This is a genomic window from Vibrio sp. 2092, assembly GCF_033339635.1.
GTDB lineage: Bacteria > Pseudomonadota > Gammaproteobacteria > Enterobacterales > Vibrionaceae > Vibrio > Vibrio alginolyticus.
The window spans coordinates 192371-218263 of sequence record NZ_JAWOUY010000003.1; the positions used below are offsets into that span (position 1 = coordinate 192371).

Genomic DNA, 25893 nt, shown 5'->3' on the forward strand with positions numbered 1-25893 from the left:
ATCATGACAGATTTTCCCGTTTCTCCATTTGGTACAGATATCACCAGCGAAGACATTGTAGCGACTATGCAGCAATTTAAAGGCTGGGAAAATCGTTACCGTCAGGTTATTCAGTGGGGTAAAAAGCTGCCAAAAATGCCAGAAGAGCTGAAATCAGAACAAGTTACCGTTTCGGGTTGTGAAAGCTTGGTGTGGTTAGTGAGCCAAGAGCAAGATGGCGTTTGGCATTTTTGTGCGGACTCCGATGCGCGTATCGTCCGTGGATTGATTGCCTTGGTAATGGCAGCTTATGACGGTAAAACGGCCGATCAAATTCAAGCATTTGATATTGATGCTTATTTTGATCAGCTGGGGCTTGTCTCCCATTTAAGCCCGTCACGTGGTAATGGCTTGAAAGCTATTGTAGAGCAGATTAAGCAAGTCGCCGTGTAACGAGTTATTTTTCCAACTCTTAAAAAACGCCGAATAGCCTAGCTGTTTGGCGTTTTTTGTATCTGAGTTGAGATATTTTTTGCATATGGATAAAAAGTATGCAAATGGTCGACTATTTTAGCGTTAATTAACCATTCTATTGATCCTGGTTCATTATATTGCCCACTTGGTTTTTATAAACTCAATTGTATTTAAAATTTGTCTATATTAGATAATAGACATATGCCCCATCCGCTCCTATTCCCCAATGTGGAAACACACTTGGAAGCGATTGGGTTACTTAGATACAAATGCTAGGAACCTCCCTATATGCAATTCACCTTGGAACATGCGCAAGACGTGTTATCCGGAATGCCAGACCCCACTTTTATTCTGAGTGAAGATGGTATCTATATTGATGTTTTTGGAGGAACAGATAAAAAAGCCTATCACGATGGAAGCAATTTGATAGGTAAGACACTTCACGGTGTACTTGAAAAAGATAAAGCCGACTGGTTTATCGAGCAGATCAGTCGATCACTGAAACAAGACAGTATTGTGACGATCGAGTACAAGATGTGCGCCGACAGCATTCAGGGAATAGATGCCAACAGTGGACCAAGAGGCGACCTATACTACGAAGGCAAGATCTGCCCACTCGCTATAAAATTCCGGGGTCGTCGCGTTGTCCTTATTCTTACACGCAACATCTCCAATCGCCACCGAGTTGAAACCCTTCTTCGCCATCAAAGCCAAATTGATGCTCTTACCAACATCTACAATCGACGTGTTTTTTTCGAAAAGCTCACAGAAGAAGTTATTAAATCCCAAGCTCCAGATTATCACTCCGCGTTGTTATTGTTTGATTTGGACTTTTTTAAAGTCATCAATGATAAACGTGGTCATGATGCGGGGGATTATGTCTTAGAGACCTTAGCTGATTTGGTTTCTCACTTACTCGTCAAAGACGAAATTTTTGCAAGAGTCGGAGGGGAGGAGTTTGCGATTATTTTGCCAGAAACTTCTCTGTCGGCGGCGAAAGAGGTAGGAGAGGAAGTACGTTCCCACATTCAAAATTGTCAGTTCGAATTTGAAAAGATTGAAATTCCGGTCACGGTGAGTGTAGGCGTGGTGGAAATAGGCAGAAATGAAACCACCAAACGTTTGTATGCGCATGCAGATAAAGCGCTTTATGCTGCGAAAAGAAATGGCAGAAATTGCGTGGCGACTCTGGATAGGCAGATGGAGTAACCTTGTTGGTTACTCCAAATCAAACCGTTGGCGTTATAGCATGTCGACGGCTTTTTCTACGGCGGCGATGAGTCTTTCCACATCGCTCGTCGTGTTATAAATACCAAAAGAGACGCGTACCGTGCCTTTCACATTTAGCGCATCCATCAATGGGTGAGCGCAGTGGTGTCCTGCTCGTACCGCAATGCCTTGTTGATCGAGCAGCGTCGCAATATCTTGGTGATGAACGCCGTCCATTACGAAGGTCAGTACAGAGGCATTCGGTTGATAGCCTAGAATATGGATGTCATCCAAAGCGCTTAGTGCTTGGTAGGCCTTATCCTGAAGCGCATGGAGATGAGTCTCTACTTCGTGATGGTCAAAACCTTGGTACCACTCAATGGCTTTCGCTAGAGCAATCGCGCCCGCAACGTTTGGTGTGCCCGCTTCAAATTTTCCAGGAAGTGCAGAAAACGTCGTTTTTTCGAAAGAAACGCGTTCAACCATTTTACCGCCGCCGTGCCATGGTGGCATGGCTTCCAAAAGTTCAAGCTTGCCGTATAAAACCCCAATGCCTGCTGGTGCATAAAGTTTGTGACCTGAGAAAACGTAGAAATCGATATCTGATGCCGATAAATCAAGTTGCTCATGTACGATGCCTTGCGCGCCATCAACTACAACAACCGCGCCAACGTTGTGCGCCAGTTCAGTGATTTTTTCGATAGGTTGGCGTGTGCCTGTTACGTTGGTTATTTGTGCGCAAGTAACAATTTTACAGCGGTCAGACAGAAGCGCCTCAAATGCACTGATGTCGAACTGACAATCTGATGTCATCGGAACTTTAATGACTTTAGCACCCGTTTGCTCTGCCACGATTTGCCAGGGCACGATGTTGGCGTGGTGCTCCATCTCGCTAATTAAGATCTCATCACCTGGTTGTAACGTGCTACGGGCGTAGGTTTGAGAAATTAAGTTCAGTGCTTCGGTTGCGCCCCGTGTCCAAATGATTTCCTTAGAGCTGTTTGCGCCAATAAAGCTTGCCACTCGTTCTCGTGCCGCTTCAAATTGGCTGGTGGCATTAGCCGTTAAACTATGGCTGCCACGGTGAACATTGGCATTTTGCGCACTGTAGTAATGACTGATGACATCAATCACACATTGCGGTTTTTGCGTTGTCGCTGCGCTATCTAAATACACTAAGGGCGTATCGTTGACGGATTGGTTTAGAGCAGGAAATTGCTCGCGTACAGCATTTACGTCAAACATTATTCTTCACCAAGCTTGTGGTAGTGCAGAGTAGGCAGAGGGATCATTGGTTCAGCAACTGACCATGCGTGTTTTTTACCTGAGAGTTGAATGATTACTTCCATCGCGAACTCTAAAGCTGTACCCGGACCTTGACTAGTGATCAGGTTGTGGTTGATATCAAAGGTCACGCGTTTGCTGCGCCACTTCTCTTCCGGGATATGTGACTGAAAGCTCGGGTGACAGGTCATCAGTGATTGTGGGAAAAGATCATGGTGTTGCAATACCAACGCCGGTGCTGCGCAGATAGCAGCGACCAATTTTCCCTCATAGATGTGCTGCTTAAGGATTTCTATCATCACCGTACTATCACGAAAAATTTCTGCACCACCAACACCACCAGAAAGCGCTATGGCGTCAAACTCATCATCAGCGATATCGACCAGTTTACAATCGGCTGTTAGTGTGACTCCGCGAGAAGCTTTCATCGTCAATGAGCCATCAAAAGCAGCACTCGCTACCGTAACGTCATAACCCGCGCGAACCATCATGTCAATAACGGTGACGGCTTCCATTTCTTCGGTGCCCGGAGCGATTGGCACTAAGATTTTCTTACTCATTGTTCTGTCCAGCTTTGTTCTATTTGTTTGATGCGTTGGTAAAGTTTTAAATTCTCAGGCGTATTGATGCGATGTTTCTCGGCAGTCTTTAACAAGTATCCGGTTATAAAATCAATTTCCGTTCGACGCTGATGGAATACGTCTTGTCTCATTGAAGAATAGTTCTCAGCTGTGGCGTTCACCACTTGCATTACCGTATCGAAAAGAGAGCGAAACTCGATAGCAATACCTTCTTTACTCATTACTTCAACCAGTTCTTGAGTGATGCTTTCGAGTTGTATCTTAAACTCGGGCTTCGCAAGCTCACCATTCTTACACTGGAGAATCGCAGTCAGTGGGTTAATCGCGCAGTTGATCGCTAACTTAGTCCATAACGCAGATTGGATGTGTTGATTCCAAATGGCCTCTGATAGAGCATGATGCATAACATCTTGCAGAAAAGCGCACTGCATTCCTTTGTCATTATAACCACCCACTTGCGTTGTTCCGTGACCGGTATGCAGTACGTGTTGGTTATCTGGTTTGTATGCGCCGTGCGTCGTTGTGGCGAGCACGATAGGATTGTTTGGCAGAGCCTTCTCCACGCCAGAGGCGGTACCCATACCATTGTGCATCAGCATGATAATCGTGTCTGCGTTGATATGAGGCAGTAAAGGCTGAATGGCGTCTTCCATTTGCCAAGCTTTTACCGTGATCAAAATGAGATCCGCTTTATTTACGGAGGAAATATCTTGATTACTGAATACGGTTGCGGGTGTGTCATCCAACTGAAGTGATTGTTGTCTCTCTGAACTTCTTCCCCACAATGAAACATTGTGTCCGGCAAGCTGAAATTTTGTTGCCCAGAGTGAGCCCACCGCACCTGGACCGAGGATAAGGATATTCACCAAACGCTCTCATTAAAAAGGTTTGCTGCAAGGATAATGAGGGAAAAAAGGAAAGCAAATAAAAATGGCGCCGAAAGGCGCCATTTTTGAGCAAACTTAGTGGTTCAATTAGAACTTGTAAGTTACAGCTAGGTAGTGGCTTACACCAGTCGATTCTAGCTCAACACCTGGAGCGACTTGTAGACCGTCTTTTACGCCATATACTTCTTTGTATGCTTTCAGGCCGTAACCAACCGCGAAGCGATCTGAGTGCCAGTAAATGCCGTTGAACATTGCACCACCGTTTGACGCGGTAGTACCAAATTTGTTACCAGCATCATCATCCATACCGAATTGGTAATCAATGTAACCTTGGTAAGAAATGAATGAACCATTGTCGAAGAAGTAGAATGGTTTGAACCAGTTAGTCGAGATTTGGAAACCGTTCCAACCTTTGTTGTTGCCATCGTAAGTGCTGTACAGGTTTAGGCCGATTTTACCTAACCAAGGAACCATTACATCAGAACCTAAACCGATTTTCTGGTTGTTTACACCACCGTTGTTACCGCCCCATTCCATTAGAGATGCAATGTATAGCTCTTGAACTGGACCGAAAGATAGGTCTTTACCAGTTACGGCATCTAGAGACATACGTGGTGCAAATTTCATGAACATCTTGTCAGGAGCGCCGTTCTCAATTGACTTATCTTGGTTATCTTTAGTCGCTAGGTTAAATACGTCTACGTAACCGTATAGGTCGAAAATACCAGAGCGACCGCCAAATTCCATTTCTAGGTAATCGTGAGCGTTGTCGTCAGCGCCTTTAACTCGTGGCATTTCATCAATTGAGTACATGTAGTTGAACTGCATCCACTTGTAATCGTTTTTGTGGATATCGCCGTCAGAGTAATCTGCCGCCATAACTGGAGCTGAAGTAGCCGCTAGAAGGCTAAGAGCTAAAAGTGATTTACGCATAAGGGGACTCTCTATGTTTGTAATGATTCAGAACACGCAATCTATGCTGCGCTTTCCAATTGGCGGGAATAATAGCGATAAAAATCCCAAATGAAAGTGATAAAGGGTGCAAAATTGAACGTTTTTGGTGAGTTGTGTCACGAAATTATCTTTATTTACGGAACTTTTTGTTCGTTGCATTTGATTGCAATAAATATGTGACTTAGATCGTTTGCGTAAGCGATTTTATGACTTTTTAAGCCAGTCGATTAACCAACATAAATCGTTAGTGATCGGAGTGATAAGGGATTCGTATGTATCCGTGAATCAAAGAGGACGTTTGAATGAAAGAAGTCATGTTATTCCCACTCACTTCAGTTGTACTCCCTGAAGGTAAAATGAATCTGCGCATTTTTGAGCCACGATATAAGCGAATGGTAAAGGAATGCAGCCTACAAAATGTGGGTTTTGGAGTTTGCCTAGTAGGAAGTGAAGGTGACCCTAAAGACGTGGGTAACGTTTCATCTATCGGAACTTTGGTCAGGATCGTTGATTTTGAAACACTCAGTGATGGCCTTCTTGGTATTACAGTTGCTGGTGAGAAACGCTTTGTTGTTAAACGTGTTCGTGCAGATGCGGATGGCTTACGCCATGCAGAGGTTGAATGGTTAGATAATTGGCAACATCCAGACAACTCACCAGATTTCTTCTATTTAAGCCAGCAGTTATCCCATGTTTATGAAGAGTTTCCTCAACTTGGAAGCCTCTACCAGCATCGTTTTTACGATGACTCTGCTTGGGTTACTCAGCGTTGGCTTGAGTTACTACCCCTAGACTGCAATCTGTTCGAACAGCTAGTCGGCGCAGAGGACTGTATTCCTGCGTTGCAATTTCTGACAGAAGCCATAGAAGCCCCGACTAACAAAGAGGCAAGGATATGAAAGGATTTAACAAAGCTGCGCTAACTGTTGTTGCGGCGTTAGGACTGGCGGCGTGTGGCTCCGACAGTGACACTATCGAGTATTCCAATTTACAAGCAGTGCACGCGTCTTCTGATGCGCCGCTTGCAAATGTGTGGATCAACGATAAACCATCATTAACGAATGTTGATTATGGTGTGGGATCTGGCTACGTTAAATTGCGAGAGGGGATGAATTCGATTCAGGTCGATGTTCAGCTCCCAGGTAATGAAACCGCGACCGTAATACCTAAAACAGAACTAGATCTTGATTCCGACCTCAATTATAACGTGTTCGTTGTTGGCGATGCCGATGGTTCGCCAAACCCAGTTGAGCCTTTAGTTGTGACTCGCAGCGCCGATTCAATGGCTGATGCCAATAGTCTAGATGTTCAAGTTGTTCATGCAGCTTCAGGCGTTCCTGCTGTTGATCTTTATGTCACTGAGCCAGGTGTTGCTCTTGCTAGCGCGACTCCAATAACTAACCTTGCTTACAAAGCTTCTACCGACGTATTGAACATCCCAGCTGGTGAGTATCAAGTTCGACTTGCCGTAGGAGACAGCGTTGCTTTTGACTCCGGCACAGTACCTCTTGCGGCTAATTCCAACTTGACGATTGCCGCTATCGGCACAGGAGATTCGAATAGCACGTCACCTGTCAAACTCTTGGTGTTGGACGGTTCGGGCTCTTCTATAATTGAAGATATGGGCAGCCAAGCTGAAGTAAGAGTCGGACACCTTGTCGATGGAGCGCCAGTCGTCGATGTTAACGTTAACGGGGCGGCCTTCGCTCCTCTTGCCGACTTAGCGTTCAAAGAGATTCGTGGTTATTTGGATCTTGCTGCTGGCGCTTACGATATCGACGTTTACGTGGATGGCACAACAACCAATCCGATCATAGATGTTGACGGGTTAATGGTTGCAGGTGGAATGGATTACAGTGTTTATGCAGTCGGTGTTGTTAGCCCAGCGATTGATATCGAAGCTCTGGTTGTTGAAGATATGAGACGCGCTGTGGCGACTAGCGCGACATTGAATGTGACACACGCTGCGGCTAATCCTATAGCGGAAATGGTGGATATTTACCTCACTACGAGTGCAGGAATAGATGGAAGTGATCCAACTATTGCTAATTTTGCGTATAAAAATAGCGTACAAGGATTATATGTCGCTGAAGGTACATATTATGTAACGGTAACAGTGGCTGGTAACCCAAGTATTGTTGCGGTTGACTCAGCACCAGTCAATGTAATGAACGGTGTTGTGTACCAAGTCGTTGCCATTGATGATGGGAACAACGGTGGTTTCAACTTGTTGGTCGATGACGTGACCGATTAGGACGAATGGGAGGAGGAGACTCCTCCCACAAATTAAGGCCGATTATGATGAGTGATAGCCCGAAAAAACTGGGGCGCAGTGATTGGAACGATTACATGGATAAAGTGAAGGCTCGAGACAAAGACGCGTTCGCTTTTGTATTCCGTTTTTACGCACCCAAGCTGAAGCAATTCGCTTACAAACATGTTGGTAATGAGCAAGTTGCTATGGAGATGGTGCAAGAGACCATGGCGACAGTTTGGCAGAAAGCGCACCTCTATGATGGTGAAAAGAGCGCGTTATCGACTTGGATATATACCATAATCCGAAACCTTTGTTTTGATTTGCTGAGAAAACAGAAAGGTAAGGAATTACACATTCATTCTGATGACATTTGGCCGTCAGAGTATTATCCACCTGATCTTGTTGATCACTATTCACCAGAACAAGATATGTTGAAAGAACAGGTGGTTAAGTTTTTAGATATATTACCGAAAAACCAGAGAGATGTTTTACAAGCGGTATATCTTGAAGAGCTACCTCATCAACAGGTCGCGGAATTATTTGATATACCCCTCGGTACTGTAAAATCCAGGCTGAGGCTTGCAGTAGAAAAGCTAAGGCATTCAATGCATACGGAGCAACTATGAACAAACACCCAGATAACAGCTTGTTAGAAGCATACGCTTCGGGAAGCATTGATGCGGTTTCTGGTCTTGTGGTCGCAACCCATTTAGAAACATGCACCAAGTGCCGAGCTTATGTGAACCAAGTCGAAGCAAGTCAAGCGAACATCGTAAGTGACATACCTTCTGAGTATGTTTCTGAATTTGACGACATGTTTAATGACATCATCAATGCGGAGCCAGCGACTGATAATATCGTGATCCGCGACTCTGCTGCTGTTAATGTCGCAGGAAAAAGTTTCGCTCTTCCTAAAACTCTAGCGCGTTTCTCTGACCTCGTAGGGTCATGGAGAAGTTACGGAGGCAAGGTTTTTAGTGCTCAGATTGACCTAGGGGAAGACGCTCGTGTCAGCTTAATGTACATCGGGGAAGATGTGCAAATTCCTCAACATACGCACAAAGGCCTGGAGTCCACATTGATCCTGCATGGCGGATTTAGTGACGAGGATGGCCAATATGAAGAGGGCGATTTGATGATTAGAGACGCATCAGTGAAGCACAGCCCTTACACTAAGGCCGGAGAAGACTGCTTGTGTTTAACCGTATTGACTGAGCCGATGATCTTTACTCAAGGCGTGGCACGTATATTTAATATGTTTGGTAAAGGGTTATACCCATAGACCTCTTATCTTATATCTCGCAAAACAAAAACCACCGAATTCGGTGGTTTTTTATATGTTTCGTTAATTCTTGTGACGTGCTTTTTCCAATAGAGCATCAAAGTAATGTCGTAGCGAGTACAACATAATCAAGCTTGGCACGACCATGACAGCGGTAAGCACGAAGAATGTGCTCCAATCATTAAGATAATCCACTAGCTCGCCACTGAAAGAAGCAAGAGTCGTCCGTCCGAAGTTTCCTAGAGAAGCAAGCAACGCATACTGAGTTGCCGAAAATGCTTGTCCGGTTAGAATCGTCAAAAATGAAACAAAAGCGACAGTTGAGAAAGCAGTCGTAAAGTTATCGACAATAATCGTGGCTAAGTACAAGTGCTCGTTTGGGCCTACCGAAGCAATCCAAGCAAACATCAAGTTACTGGCAGACATAGCAATACCACCGATCATTAATCCACGTACAATACCAAACCTAACGTTGAACATGCTTCCGACAAAAGTAAAGAAGATGGTGGCTCCCCAACCAATCAGTTTGGAGTAATAGCCAATTTGTTCATTGCTAAAACCAATATCTTTGTAGAACGCGATCGACATCCTGCCCAAAAACGCTTCGCCAATTTTAAATAGGAAAACGAACAGCAACAGAGTAATCGCGACACGGACACCATTGCGATTAAAGAAATCAAGGAAAGGTTCCACAACAGTCACGGTAAACCAAGCTACGACTTTCGAACCAACCACTTCTTTGTGGCGTTGTTCAGCGGCAGACTGAAGTTGTTCGCGTTGAGTCTTAGGTTCACCGACTAAAATCGTAAAGACCATTAGAATGCCGACTATCACCGCCATCCCGTAATACACACCATTCCAACCGACACTGTCAGCATTAACAAACGCTAAATAACCCGGTAGTGAATAACCTGTCCACCAGCCAATGACCGCCATTGCAGAAGCTTGAGGCAGTTTAGACTCTTCTGACTTTGGGAAAGTATCAATACGAAAAGCATCAATTGCGATGTCTTGTGTCGCTGAAGCCGTTGCAATACACAAGGCGAGTAGTGACGCAAACACCAAGTTTTCCGCTGGATTAACACCGGCAATAAATAGGGTAGCGACGAGTACGATACTTTGACAAAAGAAAATCCAGCTACGTCTTTGCCCCAGCAGTCTAAAGAGGACTGGCAGCTTCACGCGGTCAACCAGAGGTGCCCACAGAAAGTTGATCGCATAGACCGCAAAAACGCTACCAAAATAGCCAATTGCGGAGAGGGTCAAGCCGGCATCTTTTAGCCAACCTGACATGTTTGAACCGATAAGAACCCACGGAAAGCCGCTAGAGCAGCCCAGCATGAAAACCCACATGAGTCGTTTATCGAGGTAACTTTTTACCGTTTCCAACCAAGTGATGGAAGGTAATGAAGACATAAATCAATCCAATAAAATGAAGCCGTTGAAAGAGAAAGCCCTTCGATTATTCAAAGGGCTTATCGTTTTGGCTATTTAAGTAGTGTAGCTTTGGTGATGACGATTTGCGTCTCTGGTACATCACGCATTCGGCCTACCGTCGTGGTCGGCTGCTGAGCCATTTTCTGGATAACGTCGAACCCCTCAGTAACCTCACCAAATACAGCATAACCTGGTGGTCGAGCGCCATAGTTGAGAAAGTCATTGTCGACTAAGTTGACGAAAAACTGACGAGTTGCAGAGTTTGGTGCATTGGTTCGTGCCATGGCGATGGTAGCACGGTCATTGTTTAGACCATTATTTCCTTCGTTTTTGATTGGCGCGTATGTTTTCACCATCTGCATATCTTGGTTAAAGCCGCCACCTTGTGCCATGAAGCCTGGGATAATACGATGAAAAATAGTACCCTCGTAGCTCCCATCTTCTACATATTTTAGAAAATTAGCGACAGTGATAGGTGCTTTCTCTTCGTTTAACTCAACCGTAAATGAACCAAGTGTCGTTTCAAACGCTACTTTTGGTCCAGCCCAAACGCTGCAGCTGAGTAGTGCTAAGGACAGAATCGCTTTGCGTAACATTAGAAACGCTCCTGCATGTATTGACGAAGCTCAGGGTCATTGGCAATCTCTTTAAGCGTCAATGTCACCACATCATTCAATGTCTCTTCAATATCGGCATCAGAAGCACTCAATGTGCCAGATCGCTTTGCTGTACCTGTATAAGTTTTGACTAGCTTGCCCTCAGGTGTCTCTGCTGTGATTTCCAGCACAACTTTAGCATCCATCTCATTTTCCATCACCGAATGCTTCACGTTGACCAACGCTTCTTGAACGCTCAATTCAATCGCGTTGTTGCTGTTTAGATCCGCATGGAAACCTTGAGATGAGAATTGCTTCTCTAATGCTTCTTCTAACGCAATACGTAAATTCTGTTTAGCATGAAGAGGAAGAATGTTCGAACGGCCGTTATCCACCAACGCCACGTACTGCGCTGCACGTACATCTTTGCTGGTCAAACTGTAAGTCTTGCCTTGAACAATTGGATTGGTGCTCAATGTGCTTTCTGGCATCAGGTTCAGCTGAGGTTGTTGAGGGGCTGAACACGCAGCAAGCAACGCAACCGAAGCCGCAAGTACCAATTTTCTCATTTTATTATTCCTTTTAACTATTTTGCTAAAGCTTATTTTGCGCTTAATTTAGCAGGATTTTTTGTAGCCTGTAAAATCACAAACTTATTGTTGGAAGCGATAAGTTTCACATTTTTATCGCCAAACAGACGTTTGAGTTTTGCGTCGTACCCGAGGTGACGATTTCCGATAACCAGTAAACGGCCATTTTCACTTAATACTTGTTTAGCATCGCAGAACATTTGCCAAGCAATATGATCGGTGATTGCCTGTTGTTGATGAAACGGTGGATTACACATAACCATAGAGCTGCTGCTGTGTTTAAAACCGTCCAAGCAATTGTTCGCTATGCACTGTATGTCTCTATTTTCACCAAGGTTGTCGCGTAGGTTCTGTTTTGCCGACTCAAGCGCCATAAAGCTTTCATCAACACATGTTAGCCGAGCATTTGGATTCAACTGACCAAATTTAACAGACAGAATACCATTGCCGCAGCCGAGGTCGATGACATTGTCTATCGAAGGGTCTTGAGGCAGGTGCTGCAGCATAAAGCGTGCACCTAAATCTAAACTTTCTCCTGAATAGACATTTGGCATGTTCTTGAGTTCGATATCTTCGCCATCAACGCGCCAAGTCGTGAAAGGCATTACTTCAATCGGAGGCTCAACTGTTGCTTGAGAAAACACCAATCTGTGTTTTTTCCAGGCCAAAGATGTTTTTGTTTCGCCTAAGTATTTTTCAAACAGTTTTAGCGTCGAAGTATGAATTTCTTTCGCTTTATTGACTGCAATGACGGGGCAGGAAGCCGGTAGTGCCTTTCTTAATTGGCTTAGTATCCACACTAGATGGCGGTTACTTTTGGGCAGTTGCAGCAAGACGAGATCAATATTGGCAGGAATGAGGTCCATCGTGGTGGCAAACGCTACTTTATTGCACTGGTTTTGCTCGAGATTTTGCTGTGCACCTTTATGTGAGATGAATGAATCACTCATTAGCGTTACATGGTGCTTTTCCGAAAACCAGCAGGAGAGGGCACCAAAGCTGTCATTAATCACGAGGATGTTTTGATTGTCTGGCAAAGCAAGCTCTTCAACATGATTAATAAGATACTCATCACCGGCATCCCACGCTTGTAGCGTTTCGTTACTACGTTTTGGGAAACGATGAAGTGTTAAGCTTCGCTCGTGAAGGTTCAGTTCGGTTTTCATAGCTAAATGTAAGTTGATTTAGAAATTAAGTGTTATTGTCGCAAATGATGACGTGTCGAGATACAAAAAGCTGTCAAATTTTACGAGTTCAGTGATGGCTGCTCTTTAGACATGTTCATGGAGTCAAGCGCTTTGAGACAATATGTCTACAAAGTGCGTCAATAGTGAGAGTGATGTTTGAGTGATGCATGTCTGCTTTACTTAGGTATATACTTATGGAATTCGCATCAATGAGGAACGAATATGATCCAAGAAATCATAGAGAAGAAACTACACAGTGAGCTGCAACCCAGCTATCTCAAAGTCATTAATGAGAGCTACATGCATAATGTGCCACCAGGCTCAGAGAGTCATTTCAAAGTGATTGTTGTGAGTGATTCGTTCGCGGGACAGCGTTTGATTGGGCGCCATCGTCAAGTTCATCAAATTTTGGCAGATGAACTGGACAACCACATTCATGCATTAGCTATTCATACATACACTGATGAAGAGTGGAAGCGTGAACAAGATGGCGCCCCTGATAGCCCGATGTGTATGGGTGGTGGTCACTAAAAACGCAAGATATAAAGGTGCAGAGAAAAGGTGGCTTAAGGCCATCTTTTTTCGTTTTACATTCTTTAGGGACGTTAACGTGGCACAAATTCTGGTTAAAAAATGTGTTAACAGTGTTTCAACAAATGAATGGAAATTGCAGAATATTTCAGGCGATGAATATCACTTTTCCATAAGATATGTATGGAATATGGCATTTGTGCGATGGGTCAAAGTTATGACTATTCTTTGACCTTTTAGACCTGATTCTACCGAAATAACCCCTCTATTCTAATGATTGATCATGGCATCAAGTTCCTAAAAAATGCTAGACTACGGCACCTGATAAATCTCGCGTATTCCTTGTGACGAGATTTTTAATAGGATGTTGCGATTTTGATGTTTAAAACAACATCAAAACCGGACACTGATGTCGTGTCTAAAAGTTACGCAATCAAAAGAATCTTTTTCCCGATAAAAGTAGTGCAAGTGCGTATGATTACAATAAAGAAGGGCTTGGATCTTCCTATCGCAGGAACTCCATCCCAGGTGATTAATGATGGTAAGACCATCAAAAAAGTCGCCTTGCTTGGCGAAGAGTACGTTGGCATGCGACCTACCATGCATGTCCGCGTTGGTGATGAAGTGAAAAAAGCGCAAGTTCTTTTTGAAGATAAAAAGAACCTAGGCGTGAAATTTACTGCACCAGCAGCCGGTAAAGTGATCGAAGTTAACCGTGGCGCTAAACGTGTCCTTCAATCTGTAGTGATTGAAGTGGCAGGTGAAGAGCAGGTGACATTTGATAAGTTCGAAGCCGCTCAACTTTCAGGTCTAGATCGTGAAGTGATCAAGACTCAGTTGGTTGACTCTGGCTTATGGACCGCTTTACGTACTCGTCCGTTTAGCAAGGTTCCTGCAATCGAGTCTTCTACTAAGGCTATTTTCGTAACTGCAATGGATACTAATCCACTAGCAGCTAAGCCTGAGTTGATCATTAATGAGCAACAAGAAGCATTCATTGCTGGTCTAGACATTCTTTCAGCCCTGACAGAAGGCAAGGTTTACGTATGTAAATCTGGCACTAGCTTGCCACGCTCTTCACAGTCTAACGTAGAAGAACACGTCTTCGATGGCCCTCACCCAGCAGGTCTTGCTGGCACCCACATGCATTTCCTATACCCAGTAAATGCAGAGAATGTGGCATGGAGCATCAACTACCAAGACGTTATCGCGTTCGGTAAGCTGTTCCTAACTGGTGAGCTATGCACAGATCGTGTTGTGTCTCTAGCTGGCCCAGTTGTGAATAACCCTCGTCTAGTTCGTACCGTAATGGGTGCAAGCTTAGATGACCTAACAGATAACGAGCTGATGCCTGGCGAAGTTCGTGTGATCTCTGGTTCAGTACTAACAGGTACACATGCAACTGGTCCACACGCATACCTTGGCCGTTACCATCAACAGGTTTCTGTATTACGTGAAGGCCGTGAAAAAGAACTATTTGGCTGGGCAATGCCTGGTAAGAATAAGTTCTCGGTAACTCGCTCTTTCCTTGGTCACGTATTCAAAGGTCAGTTGTTCAATATGACAACGACGACCAATGGTAGTGATCGTTCAATGGTTCCAATTGGCAACTACGAACGCGTAATGCCTCTAGATATGGAGCCTACTTTGCTGCTTCGTGATCTATGTGCCGGCGACACAGACAGTGCTCAAGCACTGGGTGCGCTTGAACTGGATGAAGAAGATCTAGCATTGTGTACCTTTGTATGTCCAGGTAAGTACGAGTACGGTACGTTACTCCGTGAATGCCTAGATACTATCGAGAAGGAAGGGTAATTTTCATGGCTCTTAAAAAGTTTCTTGAAGACATCGAGCATCATTTTGAGCCTGGTGGCAAACACGAAAAATGGTTTGCCCTGTACGAAGCTGTAGCAACAGTTTTTTACACGCCAGGTATCGTAACAAATAAAAGCTCGCACGTTCGTGATAGCGTTGACCTAAAACGTATCATGATCATGGTTTGGTTTGCGGTATTCCCAGCAATGTTCTGGGGTATGTACAACGCAGGTGGCCAAGCTATTGCAGCACTTAACCACATGTACGCTGGTGACCAACTAGCGACAGTTATCGCAGGTAACTGGCACTACTGGCTAACAGAAATGCTTGGCGGCACTATTGGTGCGGAAGCGGGTGTTGGCAGTAAGATGCTACTAGGTGCGACTTACTTCCTGCCAATCTACGCAACAGTATTTATTGTTGGTGGTTTCTGGGAAGTGTTGTTCTGTATGGTGCGTAAGCACGAAGTTAACGAAGGTTTCTTTGTAACTTCTATCTTATTCGCACTTATCGTTCCACCAACGCTACCTCTATGGCAAGCGGCGCTAGGTATCACATTTGGTGTTGTTGTAGCAAAAGAGATCTTCGGTGGTACAGGTCGTAACTTCCTTAACCCTGCACTTGCAGGTCGTGCATTTCTATTCTTCGCTTACCCAGCGCAAATTTCGGGTGACGTAGTATGGACTGCAGCTGACGGCTTCTCTGGTGCAACTGCTCTTAGCCAATGGGCTCAAGGTGGTAACGGTGCTCTAGTTAACACAGTAACTGGCGCTCCTATCACTTGGATGGATGCGTTCATCGGTAACATCCCTGGTTCAATTGGTGAAGTATCGACTCTAGCTCTAATGATCGGTGCAGCGATGATCGTTTACATGCGAATCGCTTCATGGCGCATCATTGCGGGTGTAATGATCGGTATGATCGCAGTATCGACTCTGTTTAACGTGATCGGTTCTGACACTAATCCAATGTTTAATATGCCATGGCACTGGCACCTAGTTCTAGGTGGTTTTGCATTCGGTATGTTCTTCATGGCAACGGACCCAGTATCAGCGTCATTTACTAGCAAAGGTAAATGGTGGTACGGCATCCTGATTGGTGCAATGTGTGTGATGATCCGTGTAGTTAACCCAGCGTACCCAGAAGGTATGATGCTGGCGATTCTATTCGCGAACCTATTCGCACCTCTGTTCGACCATGTAGTGATTGAGAAGAACATCAAGCGGAGACTAGCACGCTATGGCAAGTAATAACGACAGCATTAAAAAGACGCTGGGTGTTGTTATCGGGTTGAGCCTTGTTTGTTCAATCATCGTATCAACAGCAGCAGTAGGTCTGCGTGATAAGCAAAAAGCTAACGCTGTCCTAGATAAGCAATCAAAGATCGTTGAAGTTGCAGGCATTGACGCAAACGGTAAGAAAGTACCAGAGCTATTTGCTGAGTACATCGAACCTCGTCTAGTAGACCTTGAAACAGGTAACTTTACTGAGGGTAATGCATCTACGTACGATCAACGTGAAGCATCAAAAGATGCAGAACGTTCAATCGCATTGACACCAGAAGAAGACGTAGCTGATATCCGTCGTCGCGCGAATACAGCAGTGGTGTACCTTGTAAAAGATCAAGATGAAGTCCAAAAAGTTATCCTGCCTATGCACGGTAAAGGACTATGGTCGATGATGTATGCCTTTGTAGCCGTTGAAACTGATGGTAACACTGTGTCTGCTATTACTTACTACGAGCAAGGTGAAACTCCTGGACTTGGTGGTGAAGTAGAGAACCCTTCATGGCGCGATCAATTCATTGGCAAGAAATTGTACAATGAAGATCACCAGCCAGCGATTAAGGTCGTGAAAGGCGGCGCACCGCAAGGTTCTGAGCACGGTGTTGATGGCTTATCAGGAGCGACGCTCACTAGTAATGGTGTTCAACACACATTTGACTTCTGGTTAGGTGATATGGGCTTTGGTCCTTTCCTAGCAAAAGTTCGTGACGGAGAACTTAACTAATGTCTAGTGCACAAAACGTTAAAAAGAGCATTCTAGCGCCAGTATTGGATAACAACCCAATCGCGCTACAAGTTCTTGGTGTATGTTCTGCTCTTGCAGTAACAACTAAACTAGAAACAGCTTTTGTAATGACACTAGCGGTAACATTTGTAACTGCGTTGTCTAACTTCTCTGTTTCATTGATCCGTAACCACATTCCTAACAGTGTGCGTATCATCGTTCAGATGGCAATCATCGCATCGTTAGTAATCGTGGTAGACCAAGTGCTAAAAGCTTACCTATACGATATCTCTAAACAGCTATCTGTATTCGTTGGTCTGATTATCACTAACTGTATCGTAATGGGTCGTGCTGAAGCATTCGCAATGAAGTCTGCGCCAGTACCATCTCTTATTGACGGTATTGGTAATGGTCTAGGTTACGGCTTCGTTCTTATCACTGTAGGTTTCTTCCGTGAGCTATTTGGCTCAGGCAAACTATTTGGTCTAGAAGTTCTACCTCTAGTGAGCAACGGTGGTTGGTACCAGCCTAACGGCCTAATGCTACTAGCACCATCAGCATTCTTCCTAATCGGCTTCCTTATCTGGGTAATCCGTATTCTGAAACCAGAACAAGTAGAAGCGAAGGAGTAAGGACGTCATGGAACATTACATTAGTCTGTTAGTTAAATCGATTTTCATCGAAAACATGGCTCTGTCTTTCTTCCTAGGTATGTGTACTTTCCTTGCCGTATCTAAGAAGGTTAAGACCTCTTTCGGCCTAGGTGTTGCAGTTGTGGTAGTACTGACTATCGCTGTTCCTGTGAATAACCTGGTATACAACCTAGTTCTGAGAGAGAACGCGTTAGTTGAGGGCGTGGACCTTAGCTTCCTAAACTTCATCACCTTTATCGGTGTAATTGCAGCACTTGTACAGATTCTAGAGATGGTCCTAGACCGTTTCTTCCCACCTTTGTACAACGCGCTAGGCATCTTCCTACCGCTGATCACAGTAAACTGTGCAATCTTCGGTGGTGTATCTTTCATGGTACAACGTGACTACAACTTTGCTGAATCGATCGTTTACGGTTTCGGCTCTGGTGTGGGCTGGATGCTAGCAATCGTTGCTCTTGCAGGTATCCGTGAGAAGATGAAGTACTCTGACGTACCTCCAGGTCTACGTGGTCTTGGTATCACATTTATCACTGTAGGTCTTATGGCGTTAGGCTTTATGTCTTTCTCTGGTGTTCAACTGTAAGTCGGGTAAACCGCAACAATTAAGGAATAGTCAATGGACATTATTCTTGGTGTAGTGATGTTTACTCTGATCGTACTTGCACTAGTACTAGTGATTCTTTTCGCTAAGTCTAAGCTTGTACCAACAGGTGACATTACAATTTCTGTGAACGATGACCCTTCTCTGGCGATCGTTACACAACCAGGTGGTAAGCTACTGAGTGCTCTAGCAGGTGCTGGCGTATTCGTATCTTCTGCTTGTGGTGGCGGTGGCTCATGTGGTCAGTGTCGCGTAAAAGTTAAATCAGGTGGTGGCGACATCCTACCAACCGAGCTTGACCATATTACTAAAGGTGAAGCGCGTGAAGGTGAGCGTCTAGCGTGTCAGGTTGCAATGAAAACTGACATGGATATCGAGCTTCCTGAAGAAATCTTCGGCGTTAAGAAGTGGGAATGTACTGTTATCTCTAACGATAACAAAGCGACATTCATCAAAGAGCTTAAGCTACAAATTCCAGATGGCGAATCAGTACCTTTCCGTGCTGGTGGTTACATCCAGATTGAAGCTCCTGCTCACCACGTGAAATACGCAGACTACGATATTCCTGAGGAATACCGTGAAGACTGGGAGAAGTTCAACCTTTTCCGCTACGAGTCTAAAGTTAATGAAGAGACCATTCGTGCATACTCTATGGCTAACTACCCAGAAGAGCACGGTATCATCATGCTTAACGTTCGTATCGCAACTCCGCCGCCGAACAACCCAGACGTACCACCAGGCATCATGTCTTCGTACATCTGGTCTCTAAAAGAAGGCGACAAGTGTACTATTTCTGGTCCATTTGGTGAGTTCTTTGCGAAAGATACAGATGCAGAAATGGTATTCGTTGGTGGTGGTGCTGGTATGGCTCCAATGCGCTCACACATCTTCGACCAACTTAAGCGTCTGCACTCTAAGCGTAAGATGTCTTTCTGGTACGGCGCACGTTCTAAGCGTGAAATGTTCTACGTAGAAGACTTCGATATGCTACAAGCTGAGAATGACAACTTCGTATGGCACTGTGCACTGTCTGATCCACTTCCAGAAGATAACTGGGATGGTTACACTGGCTTTATTCACAACGTTCTTTACGAGAACTACCTACGTGATCACGAAGCGCCAGAAGACTGTGAATACTACATGTGTGGTCCACCTATGATGAACGCTGCTGTAATCGGCATGCTAAAAGATCTAGGTGTAGAGGATGAAAACATCCTACTAGATGACTTCGGTGGTTAATTCCTCCAAGTGATTGAATCTATGGCTAGCTCTCCAAGAGAGCTAGCCATTATTTTTTATAGACATAAAACTGATACTCAACAGTTGATATAGGTAATCGGATTGAAAGGATTGATCCTATTTCCCATATCAATTCAACAACATTGGGAGTTAACAAGTGAAAAAGTGGCTTGTTGCATTTGCTTCTCTATTGATTTTGGCTGGCTGTGAGCAGCCTGCCGATCAAATTCATTTAAGTGGCCCTACCATGGGGACTTCTTACAACATCAAGTATATCGAGCAAGATGGTATTCCAACGCCAAAAGCGATGCAGACAGAAATTGATCGCTTATTGGAAGAGGTTAATGACCAAATGTCGACCTATCGTGACGACTCAGAGTTAAGTCGTTTTAATCAGCATCAAACGAGCGAGCCATTTACAGTTTCGACACAAACTGCAACGGTAGTGAAAGAAGCAATTCGCCTTAACGGTCTTACTTTAGGTGCATTGGATGTGACGGTCGGCCCTCTAGTTAACCTGTGGGGGTTTGGTCCAGAAGCTCGTCCAGATGTAGTTCCAACCGATGAAGAACTCGCTGCTCGCAAAGCAAATACCGGTATTCACCACCTATCTGTTGATGGTAATACACTGTCCAAAGACCTTCCTAACTTGTACGTCGACCTATCGACGATTGCGAAAGGTTGGGGGGTTGACGTGGTTGCTGACTACCTTCAATCTGAAGGGGTACAGAACTTTATGGTCGAAGTTGGCGGTGAAATGCGTCTCAAAGGTGTCAATCGTGAAGGTGTGCCTTGGCGTATCGCAATTGAAAAACCGACCGTTGATGAACGTTCAATTCAAGAAATTATTGAACCAGGCGACATGGCAATTGCAACAAGTGGTGACTATCGTAATTACTTTGAGAGTAATGGTGTGAGATACTCTCATATTATTAATCCACGAACAGGCAAACCAATTCATCATAAAGTGGTGTCTGTAACGGTATTAGATAAATCGTCGATGACTGCTGATGGTCTTGCAACTGGTCTTATGGTGCTAGGTGAAGACAAAGGCATGGCAATTGCGAACGAAAATAATATTCCTGTTTTCATGATTGTGAAAACGGAAGATGGTTTTAAAGAGTTGGCTTCGGAAGCATACAAGCCATTCATGAAGAAATAACAACAGAAGTGAGCATGTTTTTATGAATACATTTCTAATTACCTTTGCTGTGTTTGTCGCGGTAATCACTGCAATGGCTGTCGGATACATTTTCCAAAAGAAAGTCGTGAAAGGTAGCTGTGGTGGCTTAGGGGCAGTTGGCATCGAAAAAGTGTGTAATTGTCCAGAACCCTGCGATGCGCGTAAAAAACGTGAAGCGCGCGAGGCTGCGCGTGCTGAGAAATTGGCGGCGTGGGAAAAAGATAGAATTGCTTAGTATTGGTTAATCGTACTAAGAAAGTGATAAAGCTCAGCGTTCTGCTGAGCTTTATTTTTAGGCAGCTAACCAAAGCTCAGATGTCCGAGAAAGAGCCCAATACCGTGTTTTGTTGTTTCTTTCTCTCATGTTACAGAGCAAGACCACACTGATAGTCATTAGGACGAAGAAATGATTTGGTTACGTCCGTTCTCTTTGGCCATGTAAAGTCGCTCATCCGCCACTTTTATTTGTTGTTCCAGCTCCCCCTCGATGTTGCTTACACCAATACTCGCGGTCACAAGAATGTTTTTGTCCAAATAAGTTATTGGCGTTTTTTCTATGCGCTGTCTCATTTGTTCTAAGCGTGTTAGAAAGCCGTCATAGTCGCCACTGGCTTGAATACAAAACTCCTCGCCACCAAGCCTAGCGACAATATCATTTGGAAAATAGATTTTTAGAATATTCGCTATCATGACTAACACTGCATCGCCGCCCTCATGTCCGTGTGTATCATTTACTTGCTTAAAGAAATCGATATCAAGCATCGCGATGTTTCTTTGAGCGTTTTCTACATGGGGTTGCTCAAACAGAAAGCGGCGGTTCCATAAGCCCGTTAGCGCATCTTGATTTGCCATTTTAAACAGTTCAGATGTTGCGTCTTTGATATCTAACAGTTGGTGAATACGGCAAAAAAATTCTTCTTGATTAAATGGCTTGTATAAAAAGTCATTGGCCCCTGCTTTTAGAAACCTAGCCGTCATAGTCTTAGAGTTACTACCCGACAAGCCGAGAATGGCTAATTGATTTTTATCCCACTTCCGACGTAATTCACGCACCATAGTAATGCCATCTTTAACGGGCATATCATGGTCGGTTAAAACGAGAGTGATATCTGGATTTTGCTCGACAAGCTCTAGGGCTTTTTGCCCATTGTCAGCTTCCAACGTCTGAATATATTGATGCTCCAAAAGTTGGGCAATGTGTCTTCTTACGGTGTGTGAATCATCAACGACTAAACATTTGTGTTGTTGATTGTTGGTTAGTCGCTTGAGGAGTGGTAATAGATAGGAAACGGACGCCATGCTGTCTTTCAAAATATAGTCGAGGACACCTTTTGCAAGCATCTTTTCGCGAGTGTCTTCTTGAAATCGAGCCGTTAAAACAATGACACGATGACCATGTTCCAAAACGAGGTCAATAATCTCGCCATCTTGAGCATCCGGTAAACAATAGTCTAAAACCGCACAGAAGAGGTCCTGTGCTGAAGATAACAAGTTCTTTGCCTCCGCGTAGCTTTCTGCTGCGATGACCTCATAACCAGCTTGGCTTATTGTTTGGCAAAGAAAGTTTTTAAACGCACGACTATCTTCAACAACCAGAATCTTATTACTCAAGCGCAGTCCCCAAAATTAATTGTTTAAAATCAATGATAACTAAAATTAAACTTATCGCCATCAAAAAACACATGTCAACCAAAAGTAGAACAACTACCCAAATGTTTGACACGCATCCGTTAACATCACATCATTATTCCTGTCTTAGTTATATAATTATGTTTAGCTAACGTAGGGAGAAAGTAGTATGGAAATGCATCAACATGGTATGGCTGAGCTATTTCAACAACTGGGCCTCGGTAGCTCTCCTCAAGAAATGAAAGATTTTATTAATCAACATCGACACAAAAGAGATTCTGCGCCTTTACATGAAGCTAGCTTTTGGACGATGTCACAGGCGAACTTTCTAAAACAAGCCATCGAAGAAGATGCAGATTGGGCCGAATTGGTCGATCAATTGGACGTAATGCTTCGAGATTGACGTTCGCTTAAACACGCCCATTTCTCTTCAGGTAGATTTGATTTATACTGTTTTTTTGAACAGTGCTTTGATGGCTATGTCAGATCGAATTAGAAAAATTATTCATGTCGATATGGATTGTTTTTATGCTGCCGTAGAGATGAGAGATAACCCCAGTTACCGTGGCATTGCACTCGCTGTTGGCGGACATGAAAAGCAGCGTGGAGTGATTAGCACCTGTAATTATGATGCGCGTAAATATGGTGTTCGCAGTGCAATGTCAACGGCGCGCGCGCTGCAACTCTGTCCTCATTTGTTGGTTGTGCCCGGTAGAATGCATGTATACAAGCAAGTCTCTCAGCAGATTCGTGCTATTTTTGAGCGTTATACGCCTATCATTGAACCTCTCTCATTGGATGAAGCATACCTCGATGTCACGGACTCGACAGCTTGCCGTGGCTCCGCAACGTTGATCGCAGAGTCAATTCGCCGTGATATCTGGAGTGAACTTGGGTTGACGGCATCGGCGGGCATTGCTCCGATTAAGTTTCTTGCCAAGGTCGCGTCAGACATGAACAAGCCCAATGGTCAGTTTGTGATTCCGCCAGAGAAAGTCCAAGAGGTTATCGATAGTCTTCCGTTAGAGAATATTCCTGGCGTGGGAAAAGTGAGTCTTGAGAAGCTCCACCAAGCCGGTTTTTATCGATGTGAGGACATTAAAAACAGTGACTATCGAGAGTTGTTGAGGCAGTTTGGTCGTCAGGGTGCCTCCTTATGGCAGCGAAGCCATGGAATTGATAATCGAGAAGTCGTTGTTGAGCGCGAGAGAAAGTCCGTCGGTGTGGAAAGGACATTCAGCCAGAACATCGCAACCTATGGTGAATGTTGGCAAGTGATTGAGGAGAAACTTTATCCTGAACTCGAGAAACGTTTAGAGCGTGCAAGCCCAGATAAGTCGATTATTAAACAAGGTATTAAAGTCAAATTTGCCGATTTTCAACTGACAACAATTGAGCACATCCATCCGCAATTAGAGCTTGAGGACTTCAAGATCTTGCTAAGAGATATTCTTAAACGCCAAAATGGACGGGAAATTCGCCTTTTAGGCTTGAACGTGATGCTCAAGCCCGAAGACCAAGCGCGTCAATTGAGCTTTTTTTAGGCCCTTACCGTTTCTACCTGCGTTAATACCTGCTCAAAACTTACGTTTGCCATTGCACCATAACCTGCTAGCTTTGAGGCTTTTAGCTGGCTAATCAAAGGAGTGCTGATTCCGCACAAGAAGCGAGCAACGGCATCATTACTGATGGCCGATGGGGAAAGCTGAATAAACTCCTGCGCCCATATCGATACTTGAGATTGTTCAATATCTTCAGGTTCTGGTGCTGTGAATGTGGCGACGTGACCACGACACACGGAGCAGTGACCACATTGCTTTGGTGCATCGTGATCCGCAAAGTAGTTCGCCAATTGTGAGCTCAAACAGTGCTCGGACTGGAACAAGTGCAGCATGGTGTGGATTCTTTCGATATCTTTGCTTTCTTTGGATTGGAACAGTTCAGACAGTTGTTGGATTAAAACATCCGAGCTCTGTTTGGTTGGCATAACTGAGTACACGTCCGTCAGTTGTTTGCTCTCTAGTTCTATCCAGCCGTTCTGGTGAAAATAGTCGAGCGCTGCGACAACTCGGCTGCGTTCCGATTGATAGTTCATCCATAGCGCTTCTAGATCAACTTGGCACCACACTTTGGCTTTTTGTGAGCAGGAAAAAATAGCCTCCACAAATTGACGTCGCTCGCCTTGAAATTGATTCACAATAAATTGCTGATCGTGCAAAAACTTAAACCGATATTCCGCAAAGTAACTGTACTTTGCTTCAATGACGTTATGTAGCTCCAAATAAACCAACAAGGTTTTGAGTGGCAATTGGCGGATATTACTTTCACGCGACAAACGCAGTGGCACTACCTCCCATTGTGGAGCATGTTCTTTCGCTTGCTCGACTACATAGTTAATTGACGTAAATTCTGGTGTGTCACCATAGACAAAATTCTCCAACACCGTTAAGCCGGACGTATTGCCTAGCAGAATGCACTCAGAGCGTTGCCCGTCCCTGCCTGCACGTCCAATCTCTTGTGCGTAGTTCTCGATTGATTTGGGTAAGTCGAAGTGAATGACGCGTCGAATATCAGATTTATCGACCCCCATACCAAATGCAATCGTTGCAACAATACAGTCAATTTGGCCATCCATGAACTGCTGTTGGATTTGTTCACGAACGTCGCTTTTCATGCCAGCGTGGTATGCGTGAGCGTTAATGCCAATATGGATTAATGACTTTGCTACTCGTTCTGCTGTTTGCTGCTGCGTCACGTATACGATGGTCGGAAGCTTAGGTGAAGAGGCGATGATCTCACTGAGCTGTTCTTGTTTCTTTGTTTCCTCACACGGGATCACCGAGATATCCAGATTAGAGCGGTAGAAGCCTGTAACGGTAATATGTTCACTGGCAATATCGAACTTTTTTTGCATGTCTTCAATAACTGCAGGCGTTGCCGTTGCGGTGAGAAGTAAAGACTGTGGGATGTTCAGTTCACGTTGATATTGCGGTAGTTTGAGATAATCTGGACGAAAGTTATGCCCCCATTCGGAAATACAGTGCGCTTCATCAATGACCATCAAAGAAATCGGTACTTGGCGAATGAATTCACGAAAACGCTCATTTTTTAGTCGCTCAACAGAAATCATCAAGATTTTGATTTGTCCATTCTTCACGCCAGCCATGACCTGTTGTGCTTCTTCTCTACTTTGACTGCTATCGATAGAAGCGGCCGCGATTCCTTTACTTTGTAAAAAGCTCAGTTGATCCTTCATTAACGCCAACAACGGAGAGATCACCAACGTAAGGTTGGGTAATATGGTTGCAGGTAGTTGATAACAGAGTGACTTCCCCGAGCCTGTAGGAAAGATTGCCGCAGCAGAGTAACCATTCATAACGGCTTCAATAACGGGTTGCTGACCTTGGCGTAATGAGTCAAAACCAAATACAGATTGAAGTGTTTGATGCAGCGAGTCACTTTGCATAATAGGGAAACCTTTCTTTGATGGTAAACTTGGCTACATTAACACACCC

At 44.4% G+C, this 25893-nt stretch carries 27 protein-coding genes; 17 read left to right on the top strand and 10 right to left on the bottom strand.

Features of this window, described 5'->3' with window-relative positions:
• The first annotated feature begins 3 nt into the window (after positions 1-3).
• Entirely contained in the window at positions 4-432 is a 429-nt protein-coding gene (gene csdE, locus R7P80_RS07260; RefSeq protein WP_025768227.1) for a cysteine desulfurase sulfur acceptor subunit CsdE, read from the top strand.
• A gap of 309 nt (positions 433-741) precedes the next feature.
• Complete coding sequence (locus R7P80_RS07265) at positions 742-1662, top strand: GGDEF domain-containing protein (protein WP_225491517.1); 921 nt, start codon at positions 742-744, stop codon at positions 1660-1662.
• A 33-nt stretch (positions 1663-1695) separates the two neighbouring features.
• Here the strand turns inward: R7P80_RS07265 and csdA are convergent, their stop codons facing one another.
• The 4 genes from csdA to R7P80_RS07285 form a co-directional block, all read right to left on the bottom strand.
• Positions 1696-2907 (bottom strand): cysteine desulfurase CsdA, encoded by a 1212-nt coding sequence (gene csdA / locus R7P80_RS07270; protein WP_225491516.1) that lies wholly within the window; start codon positions 2905-2907, stop codon positions 1696-1698.
• The gene (locus R7P80_RS07275; RefSeq protein ID WP_006742560.1) at positions 2907-3506 is read right to left on the bottom strand and encodes a DJ-1 family glyoxalase III; all 600 of its coding nucleotides are present in this window, start codon (positions 3504-3506) and stop codon (positions 2907-2909) included. The genes csdA and R7P80_RS07275 overlap by 1 nt, the downstream gene beginning before the upstream one ends.
• A complete protein-coding gene (panE, locus tag R7P80_RS07280; RefSeq protein WP_225491515.1) occupies positions 3503-4393 on the bottom strand; it encodes a 2-dehydropantoate 2-reductase in 891 nt (296 codons plus the stop codon). Before panE ends, R7P80_RS07275 begins: the two co-directional genes overlap by 4 nt.
• A 108-nt stretch (positions 4394-4501) precedes the next feature.
• On the bottom strand, positions 4502-5347 hold the full coding sequence (locus R7P80_RS07285; protein WP_005391741.1) for an outer membrane protein OmpK: 846 nt from the start codon (positions 5345-5347) through the stop codon (positions 4502-4504).
• A gap of 323 nt (positions 5348-5670) precedes the next feature.
• Here R7P80_RS07285 and R7P80_RS07290 point away from each other — a divergent pair, with 323 nt between their 5' ends.
• Genes R7P80_RS07290 through R7P80_RS07305 form a run of 4 tightly spaced genes read left to right on the top strand, consistent with a single transcriptional unit; the run spans position 5671 to position 8907 of the window.
• Positions 5671-6267 carry an LON peptidase substrate-binding domain-containing protein gene (locus tag R7P80_RS07290; RefSeq protein ID WP_025768231.1) on the top strand — a complete coding sequence of 199 codons (597 nt, stop codon included), beginning with the start codon at positions 5671-5673 and terminating at the stop codon, positions 6265-6267.
• Positions 6264-7622: a DUF4397 domain-containing protein gene (locus R7P80_RS07295; protein ID WP_225491514.1), complete on the top strand. Its 1359-nt coding sequence runs from the start codon at positions 6264-6266 to the stop codon at positions 7620-7622. Before R7P80_RS07290 ends, R7P80_RS07295 begins: the two co-directional genes overlap by 4 nt.
• A 44-nt stretch (positions 7623-7666) precedes the next feature.
• Positions 7667-8251, top strand: a complete 585-nt coding sequence (locus tag R7P80_RS07300) for an RNA polymerase sigma factor (RefSeq protein ID WP_005380255.1) — start codon at positions 7667-7669, stop codon at positions 8249-8251.
• On the top strand, positions 8248-8907 hold the full coding sequence (locus R7P80_RS07305) for a ChrR family anti-sigma-E factor (protein WP_005380256.1): 660 nt from the start codon (positions 8248-8250) through the stop codon (positions 8905-8907). The genes R7P80_RS07300 and R7P80_RS07305 overlap by 4 nt, the downstream gene beginning before the upstream one ends.
• A 63-nt stretch (positions 8908-8970) precedes the next feature.
• Here R7P80_RS07305 and R7P80_RS07310 read toward each other — a convergent pair whose 3' ends face one another.
• From R7P80_RS07310 to R7P80_RS07325, 4 genes are all read right to left on the bottom strand, one after another.
• Positions 8971-10323 carry an AmpG family muropeptide MFS transporter gene (locus R7P80_RS07310; RefSeq protein ID WP_225491513.1) on the bottom strand — a complete coding sequence of 451 codons (1353 nt, stop codon included), beginning with the start codon at positions 10321-10323 and terminating at the stop codon, positions 8971-8973.
• Between the two features lie 71 nt (positions 10324-10394).
• Positions 10395-10940, bottom strand: coding sequence for a peptidylprolyl isomerase (locus tag R7P80_RS07315; protein ID WP_005380258.1), 546 nt, complete (start codon positions 10938-10940; stop codon positions 10395-10397).
• Positions 10940-11509: a YajG family lipoprotein gene (locus R7P80_RS07320; RefSeq protein ID WP_005380259.1), complete on the bottom strand. Its 570-nt coding sequence runs from the start codon at positions 11507-11509 to the stop codon at positions 10940-10942. Before R7P80_RS07320 ends, R7P80_RS07315 begins: the two co-directional genes overlap by 1 nt.
• 32 nt (positions 11510-11541) lie before the next feature.
• Positions 11542-12696: a methyltransferase gene (locus R7P80_RS07325; protein WP_213906525.1), complete on the bottom strand. Its 1155-nt coding sequence runs from the start codon at positions 12694-12696 to the stop codon at positions 11542-11544.
• A 243-nt stretch (positions 12697-12939) separates the two neighbouring features.
• On the opposite strand from R7P80_RS07325, the gene bolA reads away from it, so the two are divergent.
• The 9 genes from bolA (at position 12940) to nqrM (ending at position 20984) form a co-directional block, all read left to right on the top strand.
• Complete coding sequence (gene bolA / locus R7P80_RS07330; RefSeq protein ID WP_005380262.1) at positions 12940-13248, top strand: transcriptional regulator BolA; 309 nt, start codon at positions 12940-12942, stop codon at positions 13246-13248.
• Between the two features lie 474 nt (positions 13249-13722).
• The gene (locus R7P80_RS07335; protein ID WP_225491512.1) at positions 13723-15063 is read left to right on the top strand and encodes a Na(+)-translocating NADH-quinone reductase subunit A; all 1341 of its coding nucleotides are present in this window, start codon (positions 13723-13725) and stop codon (positions 15061-15063) included.
• 5 nt (positions 15064-15068) lie between these two features.
• Positions 15069-16313 carry an NADH:ubiquinone reductase (Na(+)-transporting) subunit B gene (locus R7P80_RS07340; RefSeq protein ID WP_005380265.1) on the top strand — a complete coding sequence of 415 codons (1245 nt, stop codon included), beginning with the start codon at positions 15069-15071 and terminating at the stop codon, positions 16311-16313.
• Positions 16303-17073 (top strand): Na(+)-translocating NADH-quinone reductase subunit C, encoded by a 771-nt coding sequence (locus tag R7P80_RS07345; protein WP_005380267.1) that lies wholly within the window; start codon positions 16303-16305, stop codon positions 17071-17073. The genes R7P80_RS07340 and R7P80_RS07345 overlap by 11 nt, the downstream gene beginning before the upstream one ends.
• A complete protein-coding gene (locus R7P80_RS07350; RefSeq protein ID WP_005380269.1) occupies positions 17073-17705 on the top strand; it encodes an NADH:ubiquinone reductase (Na(+)-transporting) subunit D in 633 nt (210 codons plus the stop codon). The genes R7P80_RS07345 and R7P80_RS07350 overlap by 1 nt, the downstream gene beginning before the upstream one ends.
• 7 nt (positions 17706-17712) lie before the next feature.
• Positions 17713-18309 carry an NADH:ubiquinone reductase (Na(+)-transporting) subunit E gene (gene nqrE, locus R7P80_RS07355; protein WP_005380270.1) on the top strand — a complete coding sequence of 199 codons (597 nt, stop codon included), beginning with the start codon at positions 17713-17715 and terminating at the stop codon, positions 18307-18309.
• 33 nt (positions 18310-18342) lie between these two features.
• On the top strand, positions 18343-19566 hold the full coding sequence (gene nqrF, locus R7P80_RS07360; RefSeq protein ID WP_005380271.1) for an NADH:ubiquinone reductase (Na(+)-transporting) subunit F: 1224 nt from the start codon (positions 18343-18345) through the stop codon (positions 19564-19566).
• A gap of 157 nt (positions 19567-19723) precedes the next feature.
• The gene (locus R7P80_RS07365; protein WP_005380272.1) at positions 19724-20728 is read left to right on the top strand and encodes an FAD:protein FMN transferase; all 1005 of its coding nucleotides are present in this window, start codon (positions 19724-19726) and stop codon (positions 20726-20728) included.
• 22 nt (positions 20729-20750) lie between these two features.
• Positions 20751-20984: a (Na+)-NQR maturation NqrM gene (nqrM, locus tag R7P80_RS07370; RefSeq protein ID WP_005380273.1), complete on the top strand. Its 234-nt coding sequence runs from the start codon at positions 20751-20753 to the stop codon at positions 20982-20984.
• 158 nt (positions 20985-21142) lie between these two features.
• On the opposite strand, the gene R7P80_RS07375 is transcribed toward nqrM, so the two are convergent.
• Positions 21143-22360 (bottom strand): response regulator, encoded by a 1218-nt coding sequence (locus tag R7P80_RS07375; protein ID WP_005380276.1) that lies wholly within the window; start codon positions 22358-22360, stop codon positions 21143-21145.
• A gap of 187 nt (positions 22361-22547) precedes the next feature.
• On the opposite strand from R7P80_RS07375, the gene R7P80_RS07380 reads away from it, so the two are divergent.
• Positions 22548-22781: a DUF2789 domain-containing protein gene (locus tag R7P80_RS07380; RefSeq protein WP_005380277.1), complete on the top strand. Its 234-nt coding sequence runs from the start codon at positions 22548-22550 to the stop codon at positions 22779-22781.
• 76 nt (positions 22782-22857) lie between these two features.
• Positions 22858-23922, top strand: coding sequence for a DNA polymerase IV (gene dinB / locus R7P80_RS07385; RefSeq protein WP_025998728.1), 1065 nt, complete (start codon positions 22858-22860; stop codon positions 23920-23922).
• Here dinB and R7P80_RS07390 read toward each other — a convergent pair.
• On the bottom strand, positions 23919-25844 hold the full coding sequence (locus tag R7P80_RS07390; RefSeq protein WP_182038629.1) for an ATP-dependent DNA helicase RecQ: 1926 nt from the start codon (positions 25842-25844) through the stop codon (positions 23919-23921). The genes dinB and R7P80_RS07390 overlap by 4 nt on opposite strands.
• Positions 25845-25893 lie beyond the last annotated feature (49 nt).